At 71.9% G+C, this 21,427-nt stretch carries 18 protein-coding genes; 11 read left to right on the forward strand and 7 right to left on the reverse strand.

Features of this window, described 5'->3' with window-relative positions:
• The first annotated feature begins 124 nt into the window (after positions 1 to 124).
• From ACGFNU_RS16160 to ACGFNU_RS16200, 9 genes are all read left to right on the forward strand, one after another.
• Positions 125 to 607, forward strand: coding sequence for a cation:proton antiporter regulatory subunit (locus ACGFNU_RS16160; RefSeq protein ID WP_392594176.1), 483 nt, complete (start codon positions 125 to 127; stop codon positions 605 to 607).
• Positions 608 to 609: 2 nt separating this feature from the next.
• A complete protein-coding gene (locus ACGFNU_RS16165) occupies positions 610 to 1,809 on the forward strand; it encodes a cation:proton antiporter (RefSeq protein ID WP_392594178.1) in 1,200 nt (399 codons plus the stop codon).
• A gap of 50 nt (positions 1,810 to 1,859) precedes the next feature.
• Positions 1,860 to 2,528 carry an ATP-dependent Clp protease proteolytic subunit gene (locus tag ACGFNU_RS16170; RefSeq protein WP_392594180.1) on the forward strand — a complete coding sequence of 223 codons (669 nt, stop codon included), beginning with the start codon at positions 1,860 to 1,862 and terminating at the stop codon, positions 2,526 to 2,528.
• 66 nt (positions 2,529 to 2,594) lie between these two features.
• Positions 2,595 to 3,239: an ATP-dependent Clp protease proteolytic subunit gene (locus ACGFNU_RS16175; protein WP_392594182.1), complete on the forward strand. Its 645-nt coding sequence runs from the start codon at positions 2,595 to 2,597 to the stop codon at positions 3,237 to 3,239.
• Between the two features lie 77 nt (positions 3,240 to 3,316).
• Entirely contained in the window at positions 3,317 to 3,898 is a 582-nt protein-coding gene (locus ACGFNU_RS16180) for an SAM-dependent methyltransferase (RefSeq protein WP_392594184.1), read from the forward strand.
• Between the two features lie 175 nt (positions 3,899 to 4,073).
• The gene (locus ACGFNU_RS16185) at positions 4,074 to 4,919 is read left to right on the forward strand and encodes an arpA protein (RefSeq protein ID WP_392594186.1); all 846 of its coding nucleotides are present in this window, start codon (positions 4,074 to 4,076) and stop codon (positions 4,917 to 4,919) included.
• A gap of 30 nt (positions 4,920 to 4,949) precedes the next feature.
• Positions 4,950 to 5,750, forward strand: coding sequence for a class I SAM-dependent methyltransferase (locus ACGFNU_RS16190; protein ID WP_392594188.1), 801 nt, complete (start codon positions 4,950 to 4,952; stop codon positions 5,748 to 5,750).
• Between the two features lie 17 nt (positions 5,751 to 5,767).
• Positions 5,768 to 7,588, forward strand: a complete 1,821-nt coding sequence (locus ACGFNU_RS16195; RefSeq protein ID WP_392594190.1) for a choline/carnitine O-acyltransferase — start codon at positions 5,768 to 5,770, stop codon at positions 7,586 to 7,588.
• A 61-nt stretch (positions 7,589 to 7,649) separates the two neighbouring features.
• Complete coding sequence (locus ACGFNU_RS16200) at positions 7,650 to 9,845, forward strand: glycoside hydrolase family 15 protein (protein ID WP_392594191.1); 2,196 nt, start codon at positions 7,650 to 7,652, stop codon at positions 9,843 to 9,845.
• Here the strand turns inward: ACGFNU_RS16200 and ACGFNU_RS16205 are convergent.
• The 5 genes from ACGFNU_RS16205 to ACGFNU_RS16225 form a co-directional block, all read right to left on the reverse strand.
• A complete protein-coding gene (locus ACGFNU_RS16205) occupies positions 9,833 to 11,284 on the reverse strand; it encodes a beta-N-acetylhexosaminidase (protein WP_392594915.1) in 1,452 nt (483 codons plus the stop codon). The two genes, ACGFNU_RS16200 and ACGFNU_RS16205, sit on opposite strands and share 13 nt — an antisense overlap.
• Positions 11,285 to 11,429: 145 nt before the next feature.
• Positions 11,430 to 12,257 carry an aldo/keto reductase gene (locus tag ACGFNU_RS16210; protein ID WP_392594193.1) on the reverse strand — a complete coding sequence of 276 codons (828 nt, stop codon included), beginning with the start codon at positions 12,255 to 12,257 and terminating at the stop codon, positions 11,430 to 11,432.
• Between the two features lie 32 nt (positions 12,258 to 12,289).
• Positions 12,290 to 13,294, reverse strand: a complete 1,005-nt coding sequence (locus ACGFNU_RS16215; protein WP_392594195.1) for an NADP-dependent oxidoreductase — start codon at positions 13,292 to 13,294, stop codon at positions 12,290 to 12,292.
• Positions 13,295 to 13,338: 44 nt separating this feature from the next.
• The gene (locus tag ACGFNU_RS16220; RefSeq protein ID WP_392594197.1) at positions 13,339 to 13,887 is read right to left on the reverse strand and encodes a TetR/AcrR family transcriptional regulator; all 549 of its coding nucleotides are present in this window, start codon (positions 13,885 to 13,887) and stop codon (positions 13,339 to 13,341) included.
• 17 nt (positions 13,888 to 13,904) lie between these two features.
• Positions 13,905 to 14,600, reverse strand: a complete 696-nt coding sequence (locus ACGFNU_RS16225; RefSeq protein WP_392594199.1) for a type 1 glutamine amidotransferase domain-containing protein — start codon at positions 14,598 to 14,600, stop codon at positions 13,905 to 13,907.
• Between the two features lie 137 nt (positions 14,601 to 14,737).
• On the opposite strand from ACGFNU_RS16225, the gene ACGFNU_RS16230 reads away from it, so the two are divergent.
• Positions 14,738 to 15,688: a LysR family transcriptional regulator gene (locus ACGFNU_RS16230; protein ID WP_392594201.1), complete on the forward strand. Its 951-nt coding sequence runs from the start codon at positions 14,738 to 14,740 to the stop codon at positions 15,686 to 15,688.
• 68 nt (positions 15,689 to 15,756) lie between these two features.
• Positions 15,757 to 16,149 carry a nuclear transport factor 2 family protein gene (locus ACGFNU_RS16235; RefSeq protein WP_392594203.1) on the forward strand — a complete coding sequence of 131 codons (393 nt, stop codon included), beginning with the start codon at positions 15,757 to 15,759 and terminating at the stop codon, positions 16,147 to 16,149.
• Between the two features lie 20 nt (positions 16,150 to 16,169).
• On the opposite strand, the gene ACGFNU_RS16240 is transcribed toward ACGFNU_RS16235, so the two are convergent.
• Both ACGFNU_RS16240 and ACGFNU_RS16245 read right to left on the reverse strand, forming a co-directional pair.
• Positions 16,170 to 18,146, reverse strand: a complete 1,977-nt coding sequence (locus tag ACGFNU_RS16240) for a hypothetical protein (RefSeq protein WP_392594205.1) — start codon at positions 18,144 to 18,146, stop codon at positions 16,170 to 16,172.
• Positions 18,147 to 18,224: 78 nt separating this feature from the next.
• Positions 18,225 to 21,353 carry a BTAD domain-containing putative transcriptional regulator gene (locus ACGFNU_RS16245; protein WP_392594207.1) on the reverse strand — a complete coding sequence of 1,043 codons (3,129 nt, stop codon included), beginning with the start codon at positions 21,351 to 21,353 and terminating at the stop codon, positions 18,225 to 18,227.
• Positions 21,354 to 21,427 lie beyond the last annotated feature (74 nt).

The following is a 21,427-nucleotide window of genomic DNA, read 5'->3' on the forward strand; positions in this document are numbered from 1 at the left end:
TCCACCGCCCCATGTCACGGCCACGGCTCGACCTGGCCACCGGACGGACCGGCCGGGGATATCGGGCGCATGGAAGGGCTGTTTCGGCATGTCATGATTGCGATGATCGTGGAGCGGAGGGGCTATGGACGTCGAACGGACCTCGTTGCCGGGGATCGGGTTGCGGCACGTGTTCACCACGGGCCGCGGGCGGCAGCTGGGGGTGGTGTCGCACCGCACCGGCCGGCGGGATCTGGTCGTCTATGACAAGGACGATCCCGACACGTGCGTGGTGTCGGTCGCCCTGACCGGCGAGGAGGCCAACGGGCTGGCCGAGCTGCTCGGCTCGGACCGGGTGGTGGAACGGCTGGCCGAGCTGCACCGGCAGGTGGAGGGCCTGGTCACCGAGCAGCTCCCGATCGCGGCGGGATCACCGTTCGACGGCCGGCCGCTGGCCGGCACGCGGGCGCGGACCCGCACCGGCGCGTCGATCGTGGCCGTGGTGCGCGGCGGGAACGTGATCGCGAGCCCGCGGCCCGACTTCGTCTTCGCGGCCGGCGACATCGTGGTCGTGGTCGGCACGGGCGAGGGCACCGCGGCGGTGGCCGCCATCCTGGCCAGCGGCTGACGATGCACGGTGCCATCCAGCTGATCGAACTCGGCGCCATCGTCCTCGCCCTCGGGCTGCTGGGCGCCACCGCCGTCCGTTTCTCCATCTCGGCCATCCCGCTCTACCTCGTGGCGGGGCTCGCGTTCGGCTCCGGCGGCATCCTGCCGCTGGGCGCCAGCGAGGACTTCGTCGCGATCGGCGCCGAGGTCGGGGTCATCCTGCTGCTGTTCACCCTCGGCCTCGAGTACACCGCGAGCGAGCTCGTGGGCACGCTGCGGTCCTCCGCCCCGGCCGGCGTCGCGGATCTGCTGCTCAACGCCACGCCGGGCGTGCTCGCGGCCTTCCTGCTCGGCTGGGGGCCGGTGGCCGCCGTCGCGCTCGGCGGCATCACCTACGTCACCTCGTCGGGCATCACCGCCAAGGTGATGGGCGACCTCGGCTGGCTGGGCAACCGGGAGACCCCGGCGGTGCTGTCGATCCTGGTGTTCGAGGACCTGGCGATGGCCGCGTACCTGCCCATCCTCACCGCCGTCCTGGCCGGGGCGTCGCTGGCCGAGGGCGCGACGACGCTCGGCATCGCGGCGGCGACCATCGCCGTGATCCTCTTCATCGCGCTGCGGCACGGGCGACTGGTCGAACGGTTCGTCGCCAGCCCCACCGACGAGGTCCTGCTGCTCAAGGTGCTCGGCCTGACGCTGCTCGTCGCCGGGCTCGCCCAGCAGTTGCAGGTCTCGGCCGCCGTCGGCGCGTTCCTCGTCGGCATCGCGCTGTCCGGCCCGCTCGCGCACACCGCGCGGGACCTGCTGGCACCGCTGCGGGATCTGTTCGCCGCCGTGTTCTTCGTCTTCTTCGGCCTGCACACCGACCCCGCCGATCTCCCGCCCGTGCTGGGGGTCGCGGCGCTGCTCGCCGTCGCCGGCGTCCTGACCAAGCTCGGCACCGGCTGGCTGGCCGCGCGCCGCGCGGGCGTCGCGACGACAGGGCGGCTCCGGGCGGGGGCGTCGCTCGTCCCGCGCGGCGAGTTCAACATCGTCATCGCGGGCCTGGCGGTCTCCGCCGGGATCAATCCGCGGCTGGGCCCGCTCGCCGCCGCCTACGTCCTCATCCTCGCCATCGCCGGACCGCTGCTGGCCCGGACCGCCGAACCGCTGGCCCGTACCCTGCGCGGGCGGCGGACCGATCGGGCGGCGGCCCTTGGGGACGCCTCGAATGAGAGATAACGTCGACGGTAGGAGGAACGCCGCAGGTCGACGCCCCGGGAAGGGGAGACATGAGCGCCTCGTTTCCGCCGGAGCCACCAGATCGCGACCCGCGGCCGTTCCGGCCGGGGTTCGCCCCGTTCGACGACGAGCCGCTCGCCCCGCCGCGGGCGAACGAGGCGCTGGCGCCGATCCGCGTCACCAGCTACGAGGTCCATCCGCTGCGGCAGCCGCGCATGGTGATGGCCTTCGGTGAGCTGGACGGGGAGCGCGCCGCCGGGCTGGCCTCGGAGCTCATGACCCTGGACGCGCTCGGCGACGGGCCCATCACGCTGCATCTGCGGACCCGGGACGCGACGCTGGACGCCGCGTTCAGCCTGGTCGACACCATCGACGTGCTCGCCTGCCCGGTCCACGCGCTGGTGGTGGGCGAGGTCGGCGGCGCGGCGCTGGCGATCCTGGCGGCCGCGCGGCGGCGCGAGATGACCCGGCACGCCGTGCTGCGGCTCGACCGGCCCACGCAGCGGTTCGACGGCACGGCCGCCGAGCTCGCGATGCGGGAGAAGGAGCACCGGCGCCTGGTGGCCGCGCTCTACCAGCGGCTGGCGGAGGTGACCGGGCGGGCCGTCGAGGAGATCCAGGACGACGCGGAACGGGGCCGCCTCTTCACCGCCACCCAGGCCCTCGCGTACGGCTTCGTCCACGACGTGGCGGGCATGGCGCCCCCGGGGCTGACCTGATGTCCGCCGCCCGCCCTCCTCTTCCATCGACCCCGTCGTCCAGACCACGGCCCAGGTGACCCCCGTATGAGCTCTGCAACAGGCACTCCCCAGGGACGGTACGTCCTGCCGTCGTTCACCGAACGGACCTCCTATGGCATCAAGGAGATGGATCCGTTCAACAAGCTGTTCCAAGAACGGATCGTCTTCCTCGGCGTGCAGGTGGACGACACGTCGGCCAACGACGTCATCGCCCAGCTGCTGACCCTGGAGACGCTGGATCCCGACCGTGACATCAGCATCTACATCAACTCCCCCGGCGGCTCGTTCACCTCGATGACCGGGATCTACGACACGATGAACTTCATCCGGCCCGAGATCCAGACGGTCTGCCTCGGGCAGGCCGCGTCGGCGGCGGCGCTGATCCTGGCGGCCGGCACCCCGGGCAAGCGCCTGGCCCTGCCGCACTGCCGGATCATGCTGCACCAGCCCGGTATCGAGGGCGCCAGCGGGCAGTCCAGCGACCTGGAGATCGTGGCGAACGAGATCCTGCGCATGCGGGAGCTGCTGGAGGACGCCCTCGCCAAGCACACCGGCAGGCCGGTCGGCCAGATCCGCGACGACCTCGAACGCGACAAGTTCTACAGCGCCGACGAGGCCAAGGAGTACGGGCTCATCGACGACGTCGTCTCCAACCGCACGATGAGGCCGGCGAGCCGCAACCGGAGATGAGCCACAACGGGAGATGAGCCGCAACCGGAGGCGAGCCGCCGCGGCCGGTTCCGCGTGGTGGAGGTAGGGTCCGCGGCATGGGTGACGTGCGGGGTGAGCTGGACGGTCATCCCGACCGGCTCCGGTGGAACGCCAAGTACGAAAGTGGTGTGGGCGGCTCGTTCACGGCGCGTCCGCTGGCGGAGGCGGCGCTCGCGCTGCGGCTACCGGACGGGCCGGTGCTCGATCTGGCGTGCGGGCCTTCGGGGAGCGCGCTGCTCGCGGCCGCGGGCGGGCGCCGGGTGACGGCGGTCGACGTGTCCGATGTGGCGCTGGACCTGCTCGATCGGGAGGCGCGGCGGCGGGGCGTCCGGGAGCTCCTCACCCTGGTGCACGCCGACCTCGGCACGTGGCGCGCGGAGGAGCCCTTCGCGGCGGTGTGGTGCACGGGGTTCTGGGACCGGGCCGTGTTCGGGTCCGGGGCGGGCGCAGTCATGCCCGGCGGCGCGCTGGCCTGGGAGGCGTTCACCATGGACGCGCGGATCGAGCGGCCGCGGCTGCCGGTGGAGTGGTGCCTGGAAGCCGGTGAACCCGCCTCGCTGCTGCCCGGGGATTTCACCGTGGCCGGGGAAGAGAACGTGCCGGGCGGCAAGCGGCGGATGCTCGCTCAGCGGGCGTGATGTGGAACACATCCGGCCGAACGGGCCGTTGTACGGCCCGTCCAAAGGGCCCCTGAAAGCGCAGGTCACGGCACCCATTCCGAAGTTCGCTGATAAGTCGTGTCCGTAAATGCCGCAATGAATACGCACTAATTGATGTGCTAAGACTTTTCTCAAGTCCGGCGAGAGGGTCTTCATGAGCACATCGGTCGAACGGATGGTCGACACGGCCCGCTATCCGCTGGCGAGGCCCGCCGAATGGGGGCCTCTCATCGACCGAATCCAGGCTGACCTGCGAAGTTCCGGCTGCAGCGTGCTCCCGGACTTCCTCCGCCCGCCGGTGCGCGACGCCCTGGGCCGCGAGGGCGCCGCCGTGGCCCCGCTGGCGCACTATGACGTCGAGACCGTCAATGTCTATAACATCGCGACCGATTCCGAGCTCCCCGAAGGGCATCCGGGACGGGTGACGTTCGAGCGCGGGAACGCTTTTGTCGCCCGCGACCGGATTCCGCCCGGCTCCGTTATTCAGCGGCTCTATTCCAGCGAGCCGTTCCAGCGGTTCGTCGCCGCGTGCTTCGGGCTGCCGCGCGTCTTCGAGCTCGCGGACCCGCTCTCCGGCCTGTGCCTCAACGTCCTGCAGCCGGGCAAGGAGCACCCCTGGCATTTCGACACCAACGAGTTCACCGTCAGCATGCTCACCCAGGAGCCGGAGGCGGGCGGCGTCTTCGAGTACTGCCCCAACATCAGGTCGGCGGAGGCAGAGAACTTCGATGACGTCCGCAGCGTTCTGGACGGGCGCGGCGGATCGCGGGTGCGGCGGCTCTCGCTGCGGCCGGGCGATCTGCAGCTGTTCAAGGGGCGCTACGCGCTGCATCGCGTGAGCGCCGTCGAGGGGACGCGGGCCCGCCACTCCGCGATCTTCGCCTACAGCGAGCGGCCGGGCGTCATCGGCAGCGTGGCACGGACGCGGCAACTGTTCGGGCGCGTGCTGCCGGCGCATCTGAACGCCGGGTCGGTCCGGGTCGACCAGCTCTTGGACTAGCCGGCCATCTCGTGGACTAGGAGACCCGCTGTGGACGTCGACACGACCGGGAAGATCTCACTCGACCACATCTACACGCAGCCCGATCCGCGCGCCTATTTCGGCACGTTGCGCGGGCTCGGCTACGCCATCCCCGAGCTCGCCAAGCCGTTCTTCGCCGACCTCATCCAGGAGTACCGGGACGCGCGGGACGTCTCGGTCCCGACCGTGCTCGACCTCGGCTGTTCCTACGGCATCAACGCGGCGCTGCTGCGATGCGACGTCACCATGGCCGACCTGTACGAGCGGTACGGGGACGCGGACGGCGCCGATCTCGGTGAGCTCCTGTCCCGCGACCGCGAGCTCGTGCAGGCGCACGACGGCCAGAAGCGCGTCCGCTTCCTCGGGCTCGACGCGTCCCGCGAGGCCCTCTCGTACGCGCTGGAGGCCGGTTTCATCGACGGCGCCCTGCACGCGGACCTCGAAGAGCGCGACCCCACCGAGCCCGAGCGGGAACGGCTCGCCGGCGTGGACCTCGTCATCTCGACCGGCTGCATCGGCTATGTCACCGAGCGGACCATCGCCCGCATCGTCGCGGCCCATGGTGACCGCAAGCCGTGGATGGCACACTTCGTGCTCCGGATGTTCCCTTTCGATCCCGTCACCGAGAGCCTCGCCGCGGCCGGATACGAGACCGTCCGGCACGACGGCGTCTTCAAGCAGCGGCGCTTCGCGACGCCCGAAGAGCAGTCCCTCGTGCTGGACAGGCTCTCCGACGTCGACGTGGATCCGGACGGTCTGGAGACCGACGGCTGGTTCTACGCGGAGCTCTTCATCTCACGTCCCACCTAGCCCAGAACGAGGATCGAGTGAACGACAGCCAGAGCCACTCCCCCCGCACCTTCGGCAACGAGGATCATCTGCCACGGGTGCCGCTGCCCTCGCTGGACGACAGCGGCAGGCGCCTCATCGACTGGTGCGCGCCGTTGCTCACCCCGGACGAACTGGCGGAGACCGAGAAGGCACTGGACTCCTTCCTGCGCCCGGACGGTCCCGGCCGCAAGCTGCAGGCGGCGCTGGAGGAGTACGACGCGAGCGAGGGCGTGCACAGCTGGCTCGACACGTTCTGGCCGTACCGCTATCTCGGCCGCCGCGACCGCATCGCGCTCAACGCCAACTTCTTCTTCCTCTTCCAGGACTCCGTTCAGCTCTTCCAAGGCTCCGGCCAGGGACAGGCCGAACGGGCCGCCGGGCTCATCGCGGCCGCGCTGAGCTACAAGGCCCTGCTCGACGACGAGCGCATCCCGCCCATCGTGCAGCGCGGCAAGCCGCTCACGATGGAGCAGAACAAGTTCCTCTTCTCCACGACCCGCATCCCCGGCGTCGCGCAGGACACCGTGCGCTCGCCGTACTCGGACGAGTGGCCCGGCCCGTCGAAGGCGCGGCACATCGTCGTGTTCTTCCGCGGCCACCTGCTCCGCATGGACGTGATCGGCCCGGACGGCCGGCCCCACACGCTCGGCGAGCTCGCCGACGGGCTCACCGAGATCATGAAGAACGACGTGCGGGCGGAGACCCCGGCCGGCCACCTGACCACCAAGGCCCGCGCGGAGTGGGCGGCGAGCCGCGAGGCGCTGCTGGCGGCCGACCCGGGGAACGCGGCCAGGCTGTACGACGTCGAGACGGCGCTGTTCTGCGTCTGCCTGGAGGACTTCGCTCCCCGGGACGATCTCGACGCCTGCGACCACCTGCTGCACGGCGACAGCGGCAACCGGTGGTTCGACAAGGCGGTCTCGTTCGTCGTCTTCGCCGACGGCACCGCGGGCATCAACGTCGAGCACTGCGGCCTGGACGGCACCACGATCCTGAGCTTCGTCGACACGCTGCTGGGCGAACCGGCCGAGGAGCACTCGCGGCGGTCCGGCGCCCGTCCGCAGGGCTCCCCCGCGGTCGGCGCCATCGAGTTCGTGCTCACCGCCGGCCTGCGCGCCGACGTACAGGCCGCGGCCGAGTCGTTCGCGCGGTACGCCGCCGACACCGCCACGACCACCGTGTCGTTCGAGGATTTCGGCGCCAGCGAGGCCAAACGGCTGCGCACGTCGCCGGACGCGTTCGTGCAGATGGCCTACCAGCTCGCCCACAAGCGCGCCAAGGGGTTCGTCGGCGCCACCTACGAGTCGATCGCCACGCGCCAGTACCGGCGCGGGCGCACCGAGGCGATGCGGGTCGTCACGCCCGAGGTGGTCCGATTCGTCGAGGTGATGGACGACCCGGGCGCCGACGCCGAGACCCGCCGCGCGGCCTTCCGCGCCGCCGCCGAGAAGCACGTCGAGCGCGCCAAGGCGTCCCAGGCGGGCCAGGTGCCCGAGCAGCACCTCTGGGAGCTGCAACTGATCCAGAAGCGGCGCGGCGACGAGCTCGGGGTGACCGAGCCGCTGACGCTGTTCAGCTCCCCCGGCTGGATCAAGCTGCGGGACGACTACCTGAGCACCAGCTCCGCGCCGTCCACCAACATCCGGTACTTCGGGTTCGGGTCGACGAGCCCCCAGTGCATCGGGGTCGCCTACGTCCTCCTCCCCGATCGCCTCAACATCTACCTGAGCACCCCCGCGTCGGTGGCCGAGGCGATGCACACCTTCGCCGACAGGCTCCGGGAGGCGGTGCAGGAGCTCCGCGACCTCTGCGCCTGACGCAGATCTTGGGCCCGGGACGCCCCTGGAAAGGGCGTCCCGGCTGTAGGAGGCTCGGAGCATGCGGGTGATGACGGCGCTCCTCCTGATCCTGTCCCTGTTCGTTCCCTCACCGGCCCGGGCCGCGGCCGCGGGGCCGGAGGCTCCGGGTGCGCCGGGCGGCGGGTCGTCGTGGTCCACCGGCGACAAGTCCGCCCTGGGCACGGCGACCACGCCGGGGTCGAAGGTGTGGTTCACGGTCGCCAAGGGGGTCACGTCGGAGGTGTTCTATCCGCGTGCCGACGTCGCCGACGTGCAGGACATGCAGTACGTGGTGACCGACGGCTCGTCCTTCGCCGAGCTCGAACGCGACGCGACCACGCACACGGTCTCGATGCCGGACGAGAAGGCGCTGGAGTACACGGTGACCAACACGGCGCGGAGCGGCCGCTACAAGATCACCAACATTTACGTGACCGATCCCGCGCGGTCCACGCTGCTCGTCCGCACCCGCTTCCAGTCGCTCGACGGCGGCTCGTACCAGCTGTACGTGCTCTACAACCCGTCGCTGGCCGGTGGCGGCGGCAACGACACCGGGACCTCCGACGCCGCGAGCGGCGCGCTGGTGGCGAGCGACCCGCAACCGGTCTTCGGCGGCACGGTCGCCTCGGCGCTGAAGTCGTCGGCGGGGTTCGCGCGGCGGTCGACGGGCTACAGCGGCACGGCCAGCGACGGCTTTCGCGATCTGCAGGCCGGCAAGAGGCTGACCGCGGAGTACGACGCGACGAGCCCCGGCAACATCGTCCAGACCGCGCAGATCCCGGTCGGCGGCGACAGCACGTTCACCCTCGCGCTGGGGTTCGGCCCCGATCGGGCCGCCGCCACCGCCGGTGCCACGGCCTCCCTCAACGCCGGATTCGCCTCCGTGGAGACCGCGTACCGGACGGGCTGGCAGAGCTACCTCGGCGGCCTTACCAAGCCGGTGCCCGCGAGCGTCTCGGGTGACGCCAAGCGGCGCCGCACGTACAACGTGAGCGTCATGGGCCTGCACGCCTCCGAGGACAAGACGTTCCCTGGCGCGAACGTCGCTTCGCTCTCCACCCCATGGGGCGACCACGTCAACGGTGACGCTTTGAACGACGGCTACCATCGCGTCTGGGGCCGCGACCTCTACCAGCAGGCGACCGCCCTGCTCGCGGCCGGCGACGCCGCCCAGGCCGGGCGGATGGCCCGCTGGCTGTGGGACCGGCAGCAGATCACCACGTGGACCCAGGGCGACGGCGTCTGGTACGGCCCCGGCTCGTTCCCGCGCTACTCGCCGGTGGGCGGAGTGAGCGGCGCGACGCCGCAGCAGCTCGGCTGCTGCGAGCAGCTCGATCAGGACGCCTTCGCGATCGTGCTCGCCTGGCACGCGGGGCTCACCGGCGCCGCCGACTGGAACAAGATCAAGCTCACCGCCGACCACCTCGTGGACATCGGGCCGCGCACCCCCGGCGAACGCTGGGAGGAGCAGGACGGCATCTCGCCCTCGACCGTCGCCGCCGAGATCGCCGGGCTGGTGTGCGCCGCCGACATCGCGCGCCGCAACGGCGACACCGCGAGCGCCGCCCGGTACGAGTCGACGGCCGACTCGTGGCGCGGGTCGCTCGACGGCTGGACGTTCACCACGACGGGCTACTTCGGCGACCACCAGTACTACGAACGCATCGAGCACGACACCGATCCCAACGACACCCACGCCCGTACGTTCCACGACGGCACGTGGTGGGAGCGCGACATCGTCGACGGCGGATTCCTCGACCTGGTCCGGCTCGGCATCCGCCCCGCGTCGTACGCCAAGGTCACCGCCTCGCTGCCGGAGCTCGACAGCGTCGACTCGGTGACGACGCCCGGAGGCGCCGTCTACTGGCACCGCTACAACCACGACTCGTACGGCGAGAGTCAGGCCGACGGCACGGGCTGGCCCGCCGGTCATGGCCAGCTGACCGGCCGCGTCTGGCCGCTGCTGTCCGGTGAACGCGGCGAGTACGAGCTCGCCGCCGGACGTTCGGCGAGTTCGCGTCTCCAGGCGATGGCCGACTCAGCCAACCAGGGTTACCTCATTCCCGAGCAGGCGTGGGACCGGCCAGACCAGTTCGGGTTCGTCTTCGGCAAGCCCACCGGGTCCGCCGCGCCCCTCGCCTGGGCCCAAGGACAGTACGTGCGCCTCGCGCAGTCGATCACCGCCGGACGCCCCGTCGAGACGCCCTCGGTCGTGGCTGATCGTTATCGCGAATAGCCGAGGATTCCCGGCCTGCTGTGCCACGGACGAGGACCCGACGGAGGGCGGTAGTCGACGCCCAGGGCGTCCAGCCGCGCGTAGTGCGCCGCGTTCAACCGCCGCCGGAACGACTCGAAGTCGCGGCGTTCCGACCACACGGTCTCGGCGAACGCGACCAGCCGCGGGAAGGTCTGGTAGTCCACGCGCTGCGGTGTCTCGGCGACCTCGGTCCACATGTTCGCCTGCGCGCCCAGAACCCTCTCCGCATGGGAGGTGCCGACCAGGCGCGGCGGCACGGGATCGAACCGGTAGACGTCCTCCAGGGTGTTCACCTTCCCGACCGGCACCGGCTCGCCGTCGTCCTCGGACTGCCGGTAGTCCAGGTAGACCGCCTCGCTGGGGCACATCACCACGTCGTGGCCGGCCTCCGCCGCGGCGATCCCGGGATCACAGCCCCGCCACGAGGCGATCGTCGCCCCCTCGGAGAGCCCACCCTCCAGGAGCCCGCCTTCCATGATCTCGTCCCAGCCGATGAGCCGGCGCCCGCGTTCGGCGAGCCAGCGGTCGAAGTGCCGGATGATCCAGCTCTGCAGCCCCTCCTCGTCCGCCACCCCGAGCTCGCGGATGCGCGCCTGCGCCGCCGGCGACCGCTGCCACTGGTCCTTGAGGCACTCGTCGCCGCCCATGTGCACGAAGGTGCCGGGGAAGATGTCGAGGACCTCCTCCAGTACCCCCTCGTAGAAGCGCAGCGTCGACTCGCTCGCGTTGAGCACGTTCGGGTTGACGCCCCAGTCGGTCTTCACCTCGAGGGCCTCGACGTCGACGACGTCACCGTTGCCCAGCTCGGGGTACGCGGCGATCGCCGCCTGCGAGTGCCCTGGGATGTCGATCTCGGGAACGACGGTGATGTGCCGCTCGGCCGCGTACGCCACGATCTCCCGCAGGTCGTCCTGGGTGTAGAAGCCTCCGTGCGGCCGTTCGTCCCACTGCGGAGGCTGCCCCCACCCGCGCTGGCTGCGGCGCCGCCACGCCCCGACCTCGGTCAGCCGGGGATACCGCTCGATCTCGACGCGCCAGCCCTGGTCGTCGGTCAGGTGCAGGTGCAGCACGTTCAGCTTGTGCGCGGCCAGCAGGTCGACATAGCGGAGCACGCCGTCCTTGGGCATGAAGTGCCGCGCCACGTCCAGCATGAAGCCCCGCCACCCGAACCGCGGCCGGTCCTCGATCGTCACGTACGGGACGACCGGCGGCTCGCCGATCGTCGCCGGCCGGAAGGAGTCGGGCCCGAGCAGTTGCCGCAGCGTCTGCCGTCCCCAGAAGACCCCGGCCTCGTCCCCGCCCACGATCTCGGCCCCGTCCGCCCCCACGGTCAGCCGGTAGGCCTCGCTGCCCAGCGCCGGGTCGACTCGCCCGCGCACGTCCCCGCCGAACGCGCCGGAACCACCCCGGTATTCGATCGTGCGGGGCGCCGGGATCAGATTCACCTCGTCCACTCCGCCATTCTCTCGTCACCGGACGCGCTCGATCAATTACGCGAAGAGGCCGCTCCCCTATCGGGAGCGGCCTCTTAAATGTGGCTCAGCTCGTCTATCGGCCGATTTTTCAGCCCATCCAGTCGAACGTCGCGGGATCGGGGCCGAAGCGCTCGCCCTTGTCCAGGGCGTCGATCTGCCCCATGTCGGTGGCGTCCAGCTCGAAGCCGAACACGTCGATGTTCTCCTTGATCCGTGAGGGCGTGACCGACTTCGGGATCACGACGTTGCCGCTCTGCAGGTGCCAGCGCAGCACCACCTGGGCCGGGGACGCGCCGTGCTTCTCGGCGATCGGCTTGAGGGCCGAGTCGTCGAGCAGGCCCTTGCCCTGGCCCAGCGGGCTCCAAGCCTCGGTGACGATGCCGTGGTCGGCGTCGAAAGCGCGCATCTCGCGCTGGGAGAGGTACGGGTGGAGCTCGATCTGGTTGAGCACCGGGACGGTCTCGGTCTCCTTCAGGAGACGGGTCAGGGTCTCGGCGGTGAAGTTGGAGGTGCCGATCGCCTTGGCGCGGCCGTCTGCGTAGATCTTCTCCATGGCCCGCCATGCCTCGACGTACTTGTCCTGGCTGGGCACCGGCCAGTGCATGAGGTAGAGGTCCACGTAATCGAGGCCGAGGCGCGACAGGCTCGCGTCGAACGCGCGGAGCGCGTCGTCGTGCGCGTGGTCGGTGTTCCAGAGCTTGGTGGTGATGAACAGCTCTTCCCTCGGCACGTCCGAGTCGGCGATGGCCCGGCCGACGCCTTCCTCGTTCTCGTAGATCCGGGCCGTGTCGATGCTGCGGTACCCGGCGTTGAGCGCCTCGGTGACGGCGGTATGGGCCTCGTCGTCGGACACCTGCCAGACGCCGAAGCCGAGCTGCGGCATGACGACGCCGTTGTTGAGAGTGATGTTCTGCATGCTTTTATCCCCCTTTAGATGCGTACGAGTCTTTAGAGGCGTACGAGCATTTTTCCGGTGTTGGCGCCGCGGAGCAGGCCGAGGAAGGCGTCCACGGCGTTCTCGATGCCGTCGACGACGGTCTCCTCGCTGCGCAGCCGGCCCTCGCGGAGCAGCGCCGCGGCCATCCGGCCGTACTCGGGGGCCAGGTCCACGTGGTCGCCCACGATGAAGCCGCGCAGCGTGAGCCGCTTGCCGACGGCGAGGAAGAGGTTGTCGGGCCCGGGGACGGGCTCGGTGGCGTTGTACTGGGAGATCGCGCCGCACATCGCGACGCGCCCGTTGGTCCGCAGCGCCGCCAGGGCCGCGCGCAGATGCTCGCCGCCGACGTTGTCGAAGTAGACGTCGATGCCGTCCGGCGCGGCCGCCCTCAGCTGCCCCTCGATGTCGCCCGCCTTGTAGTCCACGGCGGCGTCGTACCCGAACTCCTCGACGATCCGCCTGGTCTTGCCGGGCCCGCCCGCGGAGCCGATGACCTTCGAGGCCCCCAGGCATTTGGCGAGTTCGGCGGCGGTGCTGCCGACGGCCCCGGCCGCGCCGGAGACGAAGACCACCTCGCCCTCGCCGACCGGCGCGATCCGCTTGAGCCCGGCGTAGGCGGTCAGGCCGGTCAGGCCGAGGACGCCGAGATAGGCCTGGAGCGGCGCGAGCGAGGTGTCGACGACCTCGAACGAGCCCTTGCCCAGCAGCGCGTGCTCGCGCCAGCCGAGGAAGTGCCGGACGGTCGTGCCGGCGGGCACGCCGACCAGGTTCGACTCGACCACCGTGCCGACGGCGCCGCCGGTCATGACCTCGTTCAGCCCGAACGGCGGGACGTAGGACTCCACGTCGTTCATCCGGCCCCGCATGTACGGGTCGACCGAGATCCAGTCGTTGCGGACGAGGATCTGGTCCTGCCCCGGATCCGGCACCTCCGTCTCGACGAGGGCGAAGTCCGACGGACCGGGCTCCCCCCGGGGCCGGGCCACCAGGTGGACCTCCCTGCTCTTGACGGGCATGACTGAACCTCCAAGAAAGATCGATGTGGCCCGCTCCGGGCGGCTCACCGGCCGGCCAGCAGGCCGCTGATCAGCGCGTCCGACGCGGGCTGGAGGAGACGGGTGCCGTCCGGCAGCTCCTCCAGGCCCATGACGAGGGCTATGCAGATGTCGGCGGCCTGCGCCGGGGTGACCGAGCCGATCACCCCGGCCTCGGCGAAGACCCCGGCCAGCAGGGACTTCAGCTCGGTGACGAACCGCGAGCAGATGTCCGCGAACAACCGGATCTTCTGGTCCAGCAGCTCGGCCGCGTGCGGTGACTCCCCTGTCAGTGAGCGCACGAGGCCGAGCTTGGCGCCGAGCACCCCGCGCACCCGGTCGGCGGGCGGGGCGTCGGCGGACGCCGCCTCCCTGGCCCGGCCGAGCGCCTCGTCGTGCAGGCGCCCGGCGAGCCGGCGGAAGGCGTCGTCCTTGTTCCGGACGTACTGATAGACCGCTGACCGGGAGATACCCGCTTCACGGGCGATGTCATCCATGGTCGTGCGCCGCACGCCGTGCAGGTTCAGGCAGGCGTACGTGGCGTCCAGGATCTCGGTCAGCCGGTCGGCGGCCATGGCTCAGCCCGGCGCCTTCAGCCCAGCGCCTTGAGCATCTCGGCGGCGAGCGGCACGGATGAGGCGGGGTTCTGGCCGGTGTAGAGGTTGCGGTCGACGACCACGTGGGGCGCCCACGGCTCGCCCTGCTGGAAGTCGGCGCCGAGGGCGGCCAGCCGGTCCTGGAGGAGCCACTCGGCCTTGTCCGCGAAGCCCGCCTGGGTCTCCTCGGCATTGGTGAAACCGGTCAGCCGGTAGCCCGCGAAGGGCGAGGAGCCGTCGGCCCGCTCGGCCGCGAGCAGCGCGGCGGGCCCGTGGCAGACGACGCCGAGCGGCTTGCCGGAGTCGAGGGCGGCGGTGAGCAGGCGGCCGGACGCGGCGTCGACCGCCAGGTCCTCCATGGGGCCGTGGCCGCCGGGGTAGAAGACGGCGTCGAAGTCCGCGAGGTCGGCGTCCTCGAGCTTGACCGGGCTCCGCAGCGCCGTGATGGAGGCCAGCTCGGCGGTGACCGCGTCGGCTCCGGCCTGGCCGTCGTTCACCTCGGCCGACAGGCTGCCCTGGTCGGCCGTGGGGACCACGCCGCCCGGGGTGGCCACGACGATCTCGTGGCCCGCCTGGCTGAACGCGCGGTGAGGGGCCAGGAGCTCCTCGGCCCAGTAGCCGGTCGGGTGTTTCGTTCCGTCGGCGAGCGTCCAGTGGTCCGCGCCGGTCATCACAAAAAGGATCTTCGACATCGTGGTCTCTCCGTTGGTGGTGGAGGGTCGCGCGCGCCCCGGGCGGGACGATCTGACGTTCTGCGCTCTGATCGTCAGTTCGGCGATGTCTCCGACACTAGGTCCGGCTCCATACACCTACAAATAGACTCTTCAACATGTCCCATAGGAATCCTGATGGCTCGAATGTCCTCCATCCCGGCGGACCCCTGGACCTGAACCACCTCAGGACGTTCCTCGCCGTGCACCGGGCGGGCTCGTTCACCGCCGCGTCCCACCTGCTCGGCGTGTCCCAGCCGACGGTCACCGCCCAGATGCGGGCCCTCGAACGGCAGCTCGGCCGGCCGCTCTTCGAGCGCCTCCCGCGCGGCGTCGCCCCGACCGCGATGGCCGACCAGCTCGCCGCGCAGATCGCCGGGCCGCTCGACGCCCTCACGGTGGTGGCGGGCGGCGGCGACGGCGCGGCCGAGGACGTGCCCGCCGAGCCGGTCCATCTGGCGGGCCCCGCGGAGCTGCTCAGCGCGCGGGCACTGCCCTCCCTCGCCCCGCTGGTGCGCGAGGGGCTGCGGCTCCGGATCACCCTCGGGCTGACCGACGATCTGCTCGGCGGGCTGCGGGCGGGCCAGTTCGATCTCGTCGTGTCGACCGTCCGCCCGCGCGGCCGCGCGCTCGTCGCCGCGCCGCTGGCGGACGAGGAGTTCGTCCTCGTCGCCGGGCGCGCCTGGGCCGAACGGATCGGGCCGGGCCGCGTGGAGAGCGCGGGGCCCGCGGCGCTGTCGGGTGTGCCGCTCATCACCTACGCCGAGGACCTGCCGATCGCGCGGCGCTACTGGCGGCACGTGTTCGGCACCCGGCTGAACGGCCCCGCCGCCGTGGTGATCCCCGACCTGCGCGGCGTCCTCGCGGCCGTCGTCGCCGGGGCAGGGTTCACCGTGCTGCCGCGTTACCTGTGCCTGGACGAGCTCGCCTCAGGGGCACTGGTGCCGCTGCTGGAGCCCGCCGACCCGCCGATCAACACGGGCTTCCTGGCCTGGCGCGCCGGGGCCGCGGACACTCCGCACGTGACGACGGCCCGGGAGCACCTGCTCCGAGCTGGGCGTTCGTGGTGAGATCTGGACAACCTCCCCGCGATCGGACTAGCATCCTTACCTATTCAATAATATGACTAGGAGGCCCGATGCACCCGTTCCGCGCGGCCGTGGAGAAACGTGATGTCGAAGGCTTCCCGCTCCTGCTGGCCCGGGACGTCGAGTTCCTGAGCCCCGTCGCGTTCAAGCCGTATGTCGGCCGGGAGCTGGTCGCCGCCATCCTGCGGGGCGTCATGCGGGTCTTCGAGGATCTCCACTACGTCAACGAGATCCACGAGCCCGGCGGCCATGACGTCGCCCTGGTCTTCAAGGCGACGGTCAACGGCCGCGAGGTGCACGGCTGCGACTTCCTGCATCTCGACGACGACGGGCTCATCGACCGCTTCTGCGTGATGGTCCGCCCGCTTTCCGCCGCCAACGCCCTCGCCGACGCGATGACGGCGCAGTTCGACGACATCAAGCGGGAGGCCGGTGTGGCCTGACGCTCAGCTGAGGTTCGCCGTCAGCTGGGGTTGGCCTTGCAGGGTGCGCCCTGGCAGACGTCGATGACCTGCCCGGTCCGCAGGAAGACGGCTTTCTGCTGCCGGGCGTTCGGCATGTTGCGCGGGTCCGAGTGCGGGTCCTCGCCCTGCGTGGGCGGGGTGTTGGTGGCCGGCGGCGACGGCGTGCCGCTATCCCAGACGACCATCGCCGAGCCGGTGTAGGGCAGCCTTCCAGCAGGGAGGATTCCCCAGTACGGGACGCGGTCGGGGCTGCGCCCGGGCGCCAGCGCGGGCTGGACGAGGCGGGCGCCGATCGTCCTCGCCTGCACATCGGCCGCGACGTTGGCCACCTGGTGGTCGCCGTAGGCGATGTGCATCAGCACCTGATGCTTGTCGGTGAGGTGGTTGGCGTAACCGTTGGTCTCCCCTCGGTCCCAGAGCATCTGGAAGAGCCCCAAGAGGATCTGCTGGCGGAGCTTGTCGGGCTGGGAGACGTCCAGGATCCGCCCGTACGTGGGGAAGTCGGAGCTGCGGTTGAGCAGCAGGCTGTAGTTCATGGCGGTCACGCCCAGGACGCCGCGCTTGATGTCACCGGAGACCGCGACGAGCGCGCCGCCGAGGATTCCGCCCTGGCTGTTGCCGTCGAACACGAGCCCCTGGCCGGGGACGATGAGGGGACGCCCGTCCGGGGTGCGGAACGCCTTGTTGGTGACCAGGCCGCCCTTCGCGTGGATGAGGCTGCGCCCCAGGAAGAGCGCGTTCAGCATCCCCTGCTGCATCCGTTCCGGGATCGTGGCGAAGCGGCCGGGATCCAGGAGCGCGGAGACGACGTTCGGGATGTCCTCCTGTGCCATGCCGATCCAGTCGGTGGCGCAGAAGGTGAAGTTGTGCTCGGCGGCCATCGCCCTGACGTTCCCGCCGCCGACCTCGTTGCGGCTGCCGAGGAGGCCGTGCCCGTAGAGGGCAGGGCTGGACGGCTTGATGAACGCGGCACGCGGGATCTCGCACCGGAAGCCCGCGGCCTGGGTGTTGCCCGGCAGGCGGCTCGGCTTGCCGTTGGCGTTCCGGTGGAACCTGGAGCCCGGCAGCCCGCCCGGAGTGTCGAGATAGCTGGGGACGGCGATGACGCCCTCGACCTCGCGGGCGATGCGCGGATCGGCGTCGGGCGCGAGATCGGTGACCTTGGTGACGAGCAGGCCGGGAGCCCGGGTCCCCAGCCGCCGGAACGCGTCGTCCCGGATGGCGTGCAGGTCGCCCGTCAGGCTGCGTGTGCTCGCGACGGTGAAGTCCCACGCGAGGGTGAGCGAGCGGCGGTCGACGCCCGCCTTGGCCAGGCGGGCGAGCGCGGGCTTCAGCCGGCGCTGCCGCTGGTACAGCGGATCGCGCGACGGCAGGTCACGCCCGGCGACCTTCGCGAACGAGGCGGACGGCGGGATCGTCCGGCCCGCGGAGTCCTTGAGGCCGCGCAGCGCCACGATGTAGCGGTGCCCGTCGAGGAAGTTGCGGGCCGGGCGGATCAGCAGTGCCTTGCGGCCGGCCTGCGGCGCGTTGGCGTCGAGTTCCGCCCAGTACGGCCATCGTTCGCCGGTCTTCGCGTCGAGGACCACGATGGGCGCGTCGGCGCGCAGCGACCGGCCGATGTCGGTGACCGGCGCGGCGCCCGTCGCGGCCAGATCGACCCCGGGGATCTGGGTGATGAGGGTGGAACCGGGCGAGAACCCGTCGGCGCGGTTCCAGGGGGCGGGATCGACGGGCCCGCCGAGCACGGCGCGCGGGAGGACGTCGCGGCCGAACGCGACGCGGCGGCCGGTGGCGCTCGTGCGGTCGGCCCGGGTGTACCAGTCGTTGGGGAACGGCAGCAGGCACTCGGCCGGCGCGATCGGATCGCATCCGCCGGGCGCGGCGGGCGTCGCGGCGGCGCGCGCGGGCGGCGGGGGCACGGTGAGCAGCGTCGCCAGGAGGAGCGGGGCGGCGGAGAACGCGAGCAGCCGTCTCATGACGAGATCATGCAGACTCCGGAGGAACCGTTCAATGGCCTGAAAGGCGGACTTTTCGCGGTGTCGTCGCGTCGCAGGTCAGGCTGTCGCGAGCGCGTTCAGAAAGTCCGATACCGGCCCGAGCGTGAGCATGCCCGAGCCTGCTCCGGCGAGCTCACCGGCCGCGGGCAGCAGGTCGGCATGGAGCTTCTCCAGTGCCGTGCGGTCGCCGCCCAGCTCCAGCAGGGCTTGGGCGTGCAGGCAGGTCCGGGCTTCGAACAGCAGGTCGTGCGGGGAATCCGGGATCCTTCGCGACGCCGCCTTCGCGTCCTCGTGCCTGCCTTCGGCGTTGAGGATCAGGGGGCGCGCCCAGGGCTCGTACGGGCCGAAGTCCATGTCCGCCAGGTCGGAGGCGGGCCGGCTTTCCTGGAGCCGCAGGGACAGCAGCGCCAGCGGGAGGATGCCGTCTTCCACGCCTCGCATGCCGGTGCCCGCGAGCCTCGCGGCGGCCCGGCGATAGGCGGGCTCCGCTTCGTCCGCACGGCCCGTCGCGGCGAGCCGGAGCGCCGCGTACCACTCGGTGAACACGCCGACGAGCGGAAGCTCGTAGCGTTCGGCGAGCTTGTCGGCCGCGGCGGCGTGCTCGTCCGCGGCGCTCAGGTCGGCGAGCGCCGCATGGGACTGGACGAGGATCAGGTGCCCGAGGACCTCGGAGGTCACGAGACCGTGCCGGGCTGAGAGCCCGACGAGTTCGGCGGCGATCCGGGCCCGTTCCGGGGCGAGTCCGGCGCGCCCGAACGACTGCAGGTAGCGGGCGTTGAGGGCGAACGCGAGCAGGGCCGGGTCGCCGAGACGGCGGGCGATCTCCGCCGCCTCGCGGGCCGCCCGGCCGCCCCGTTCGCCGGAGTCGGCACGCAGTTCGAGGGCGATCGTGCCGAGCAGGCGGGCACGTTCGGCGTCGTGGCGTGCGGGAAGATCCGCCAGGGCGCGTTCGGCCGCGGCGACGACATGGGCGGCCCGGGCGGGGTCGTCGACGGTCGTCCAGTTGGCGGGCACGTCGAACGAACCGATCACCTGCGCGGTGAGCAGCGGCTCGGCCAGCCGCTCGGCCTCGGTGATCGCCTCGGCCCGCAGGCGGCGGGCGCCGTCGAGATCGCCGGTCACCGCCAGCGCCCGCACCAGGCCCATGACGGCCTCCAGATGGGCCCGGGAGTCCCCCGCTGTGGCGGCGACCGCCTCCCGCCACCATCGGGCGGCCTCGTGCGGCGCCACCCGTTCGTCGGCGCGTTCGGCCGCGGCGCGGGCATAGCGGGCGGTGCGGGCGGCGGTGGCGCGGCTGCTCGCGCGTACGAGGTGGTGGGCGATCGTCTCCACCTGGTCCGGCCTGGACTGTTCGAGGATGTCGGCGATCCGCGCGTGCCAGCGGATCAGCCGTGCGCGCGGCGCGTCCTCGTACAGCACCTCGCGGACCAGGGCGTGGGCGAAGCGGAGCCGGTCGGGATCGGGCTCGGTCAGGAAACCGGCCAGCAGGGCGGCCTCGGCCGCGTCGAGCACGGCCTCCTCATCTCCCGCCAGCGTGATCAGCACGTCGAGGTCCACGTCCGGCCCGATCACGGCGGCCTGCCGGAGGACGGCCCGCGCGCTCTCCGGCAGCCGCGCCAGCCGCTGGCGGATGACGTCGCGGACACCGGCCGGCACGGCGTTGAGGTCGCCCTCGGTGTCCAGGAGCCGGGTGAGCTCGCGTGCGAAGAACGGGTTGCCCGCGCTGCGCCGGTGGATCAGCCGCGCGGTGCCGGGATCCACGTCCCGGCCGGCGAGGACGCGGACCAGCTCCGCCACCTCCCCCTCCGCCAGGCCACCGAGATAGATGCGGGCAGGCTCGGCGCGGGCGGAGCGGCCGAGGGCCTCGGTCAGCGTCGGCGAGATCTCGGTGGAACGGTACGTGCCGACGATGAGCACGGGACCGGCGGTGGGATCGGTGGCCAGCGCGGTCATCAGGGCCAGGGTCTCCTCGGTCGCCCAGTGCAGGTCGTCGAAGACGAGGAGCACAGGGCTCTGTGCCGCTGTCTTCGCCAGGTAGGCGGCGATCGCGCGGTGCCTGCGGAACCTCGCCTCAAGCGGATCAGTGGACGAAGGCGAGGGCCGGCCGGTCTGGCCGAGGCTCTCGGCGATCCGGGCCCAGGGCCAGGAGGCGGGAGCCCCGTCTCCTTCTGGGCTCGCGCCCCGGGCCGTCGTCCAGCCCCGCGCGGCGAGTTCGGCGCTCAGCGCCTCGGCCAGCGCGGTCTTGCCCGCTCCCGCGTCGCCGGAGAGGAGAGCCAGAACGGGCCGTCCCGACGCGATCACCGCGTCGGCGGCCTTCGCCAGGTCGGCGAGCTCTGACGCGCGCCCGACGAACGCCTGCCCTGGCGGGGGTGCCAGTGGGGGCGGCGCGCCAGGCCCGGTCTTCACGGTGGAGGGAGCATCACCGCGCGCGGAGAGGTGGGGAGCTTGGGCCAGGATGTCGGTCTCCAGCCGCCGCAGGCCCTCCCCCGGATCGAGCCCGAGCTCCGTGCGGAGGAGCGCCCTGGCCCGGCGGAGCGCGCCCAGCGCGTCCGCCTGCCTTCCTGACTGGTAGAGCGCCAGCGCGAGCAGGCGCCAGCCGTCCTCCCGCAGGGGGTGGCTCTCGACGTGGCGTTCCAGGTCGGGGACGGACGCGGCCGCACGCCCGAGCGCGAGCGCGGCCTCGGCACGTCTTTCCACGGCGAGGAGGCGCAGCTCGTCCAGCCGGATGGCCTCGCCGCGCGCCCAGTCCTCCTCGGCGAACTCCGCGTACGCAGGCCCCCGCCACATCGCGAGCGCCTCGTCCAGCCGCTCGAACGCGCCGGCGGGCGCCGGCTCCCCGGCCTCCCTGACCGCGGCCTCGAACCGCCACGCGTCCACCGCCTGCGGCTCCGGGCGGAGCGCGTAGCCCGGCGGCACGGTCACGAGCAGCCGGGCGGGCGTCCTGGGTGGCCGATCCGGCTCCAGCGCCCGCCGCAGCGCGGCGACGAAGGTCTGCACGGCGCCGAGCGCCCCCTCCGGCGGGTCCGTCCAGAGATCGTCGATCAGCCTGGACACCGGGACGACCCGGCCCCCCGCCACCAGCAGCCGCGCCAGCACGGCCCGGTGCCGCGGGCCCTTCAGATCGGCCGGCACGCCGTCCCGCAGGGCCTCCAGCGGCCCCAGCACCCCGAAGGTCACTCCAGACACGCCTCCCACGGTATCGCCGTCCGCCCTGCCCGCTGCTCCGGCGCTGATCGAGCGCTGATCGGGCGCGGGCACAT

The sequence above is a fragment of the Spirillospora sp. NPDC048911 genome (assembly GCF_043198015.1).
Taxonomy (GTDB): domain Bacteria; phylum Actinomycetota; class Actinomycetes; order Streptosporangiales; family Streptosporangiaceae; genus Spirillospora.

Bases quoted from the DNA above. Each gene is read 5' to 3' on its own strand.
- ACGFNU_RS16160 (WP_392594176.1), top strand. From the start codon at position 125: ATGGACGTCGAACGGACCTCGTTGCCGGGGATCGGGTTGCGGCACGTG.
- ACGFNU_RS16165 (WP_392594178.1), top strand. From the start codon at position 610: ATGCACGGTGCCATCCAGCTGATCGAACTCGGCGCCATCGTCCTCGCC.
- ACGFNU_RS16170 (WP_392594180.1), top strand. From the start codon at position 1,860: ATGAGCGCCTCGTTTCCGCCGGAGCCACCAGATCGCGACCCGCGGCCG.
- ACGFNU_RS16175 (WP_392594182.1), top strand. From the start codon at position 2,595: ATGAGCTCTGCAACAGGCACTCCCCAGGGACGGTACGTCCTGCCGTCG.
- ACGFNU_RS16180 (WP_392594184.1), top strand. From the start codon at position 3,317: ATGGGTGACGTGCGGGGTGAGCTGGACGGTCATCCCGACCGGCTCCGG.
- ACGFNU_RS16185 (WP_392594186.1), top strand. From the start codon at position 4,074: ATGAGCACATCGGTCGAACGGATGGTCGACACGGCCCGCTATCCGCTG.
- ACGFNU_RS16200 (WP_392594191.1), top strand. From the start codon at position 7,650: ATGCGGGTGATGACGGCGCTCCTCCTGATCCTGTCCCTGTTCGTTCCC.
- ACGFNU_RS16210 (WP_392594193.1), bottom strand. From the start codon at position 12,257: ATGCAGAACATCACTCTCAACAACGGCGTCGTCATGCCGCAGCTCGGC.
- ACGFNU_RS16215 (WP_392594195.1), bottom strand. From the start codon at position 13,294: ATGCCCGTCAAGAGCAGGGAGGTCCACCTGGTGGCCCGGCCCCGGGGG.
- ACGFNU_RS16220 (WP_392594197.1), bottom strand. From the start codon at position 13,887: ATGGCCGCCGACCGGCTGACCGAGATCCTGGACGCCACGTACGCCTGC.
- ACGFNU_RS16225 (WP_392594199.1), bottom strand. From the start codon at position 14,600: ATGTCGAAGATCCTTTTTGTGATGACCGGCGCGGACCACTGGACGCTC.
- ACGFNU_RS16230 (WP_392594201.1), top strand. From the start codon at position 14,738: ATGTCCCATAGGAATCCTGATGGCTCGAATGTCCTCCATCCCGGCGGA.
- ACGFNU_RS16235 (WP_392594203.1), top strand. From the start codon at position 15,757: ATGCACCCGTTCCGCGCGGCCGTGGAGAAACGTGATGTCGAAGGCTTC.
- ACGFNU_RS16240 (WP_392594205.1), bottom strand. From the start codon at position 18,146: ATGAGACGGCTGCTCGCGTTCTCCGCCGCCCCGCTCCTCCTGGCGACG.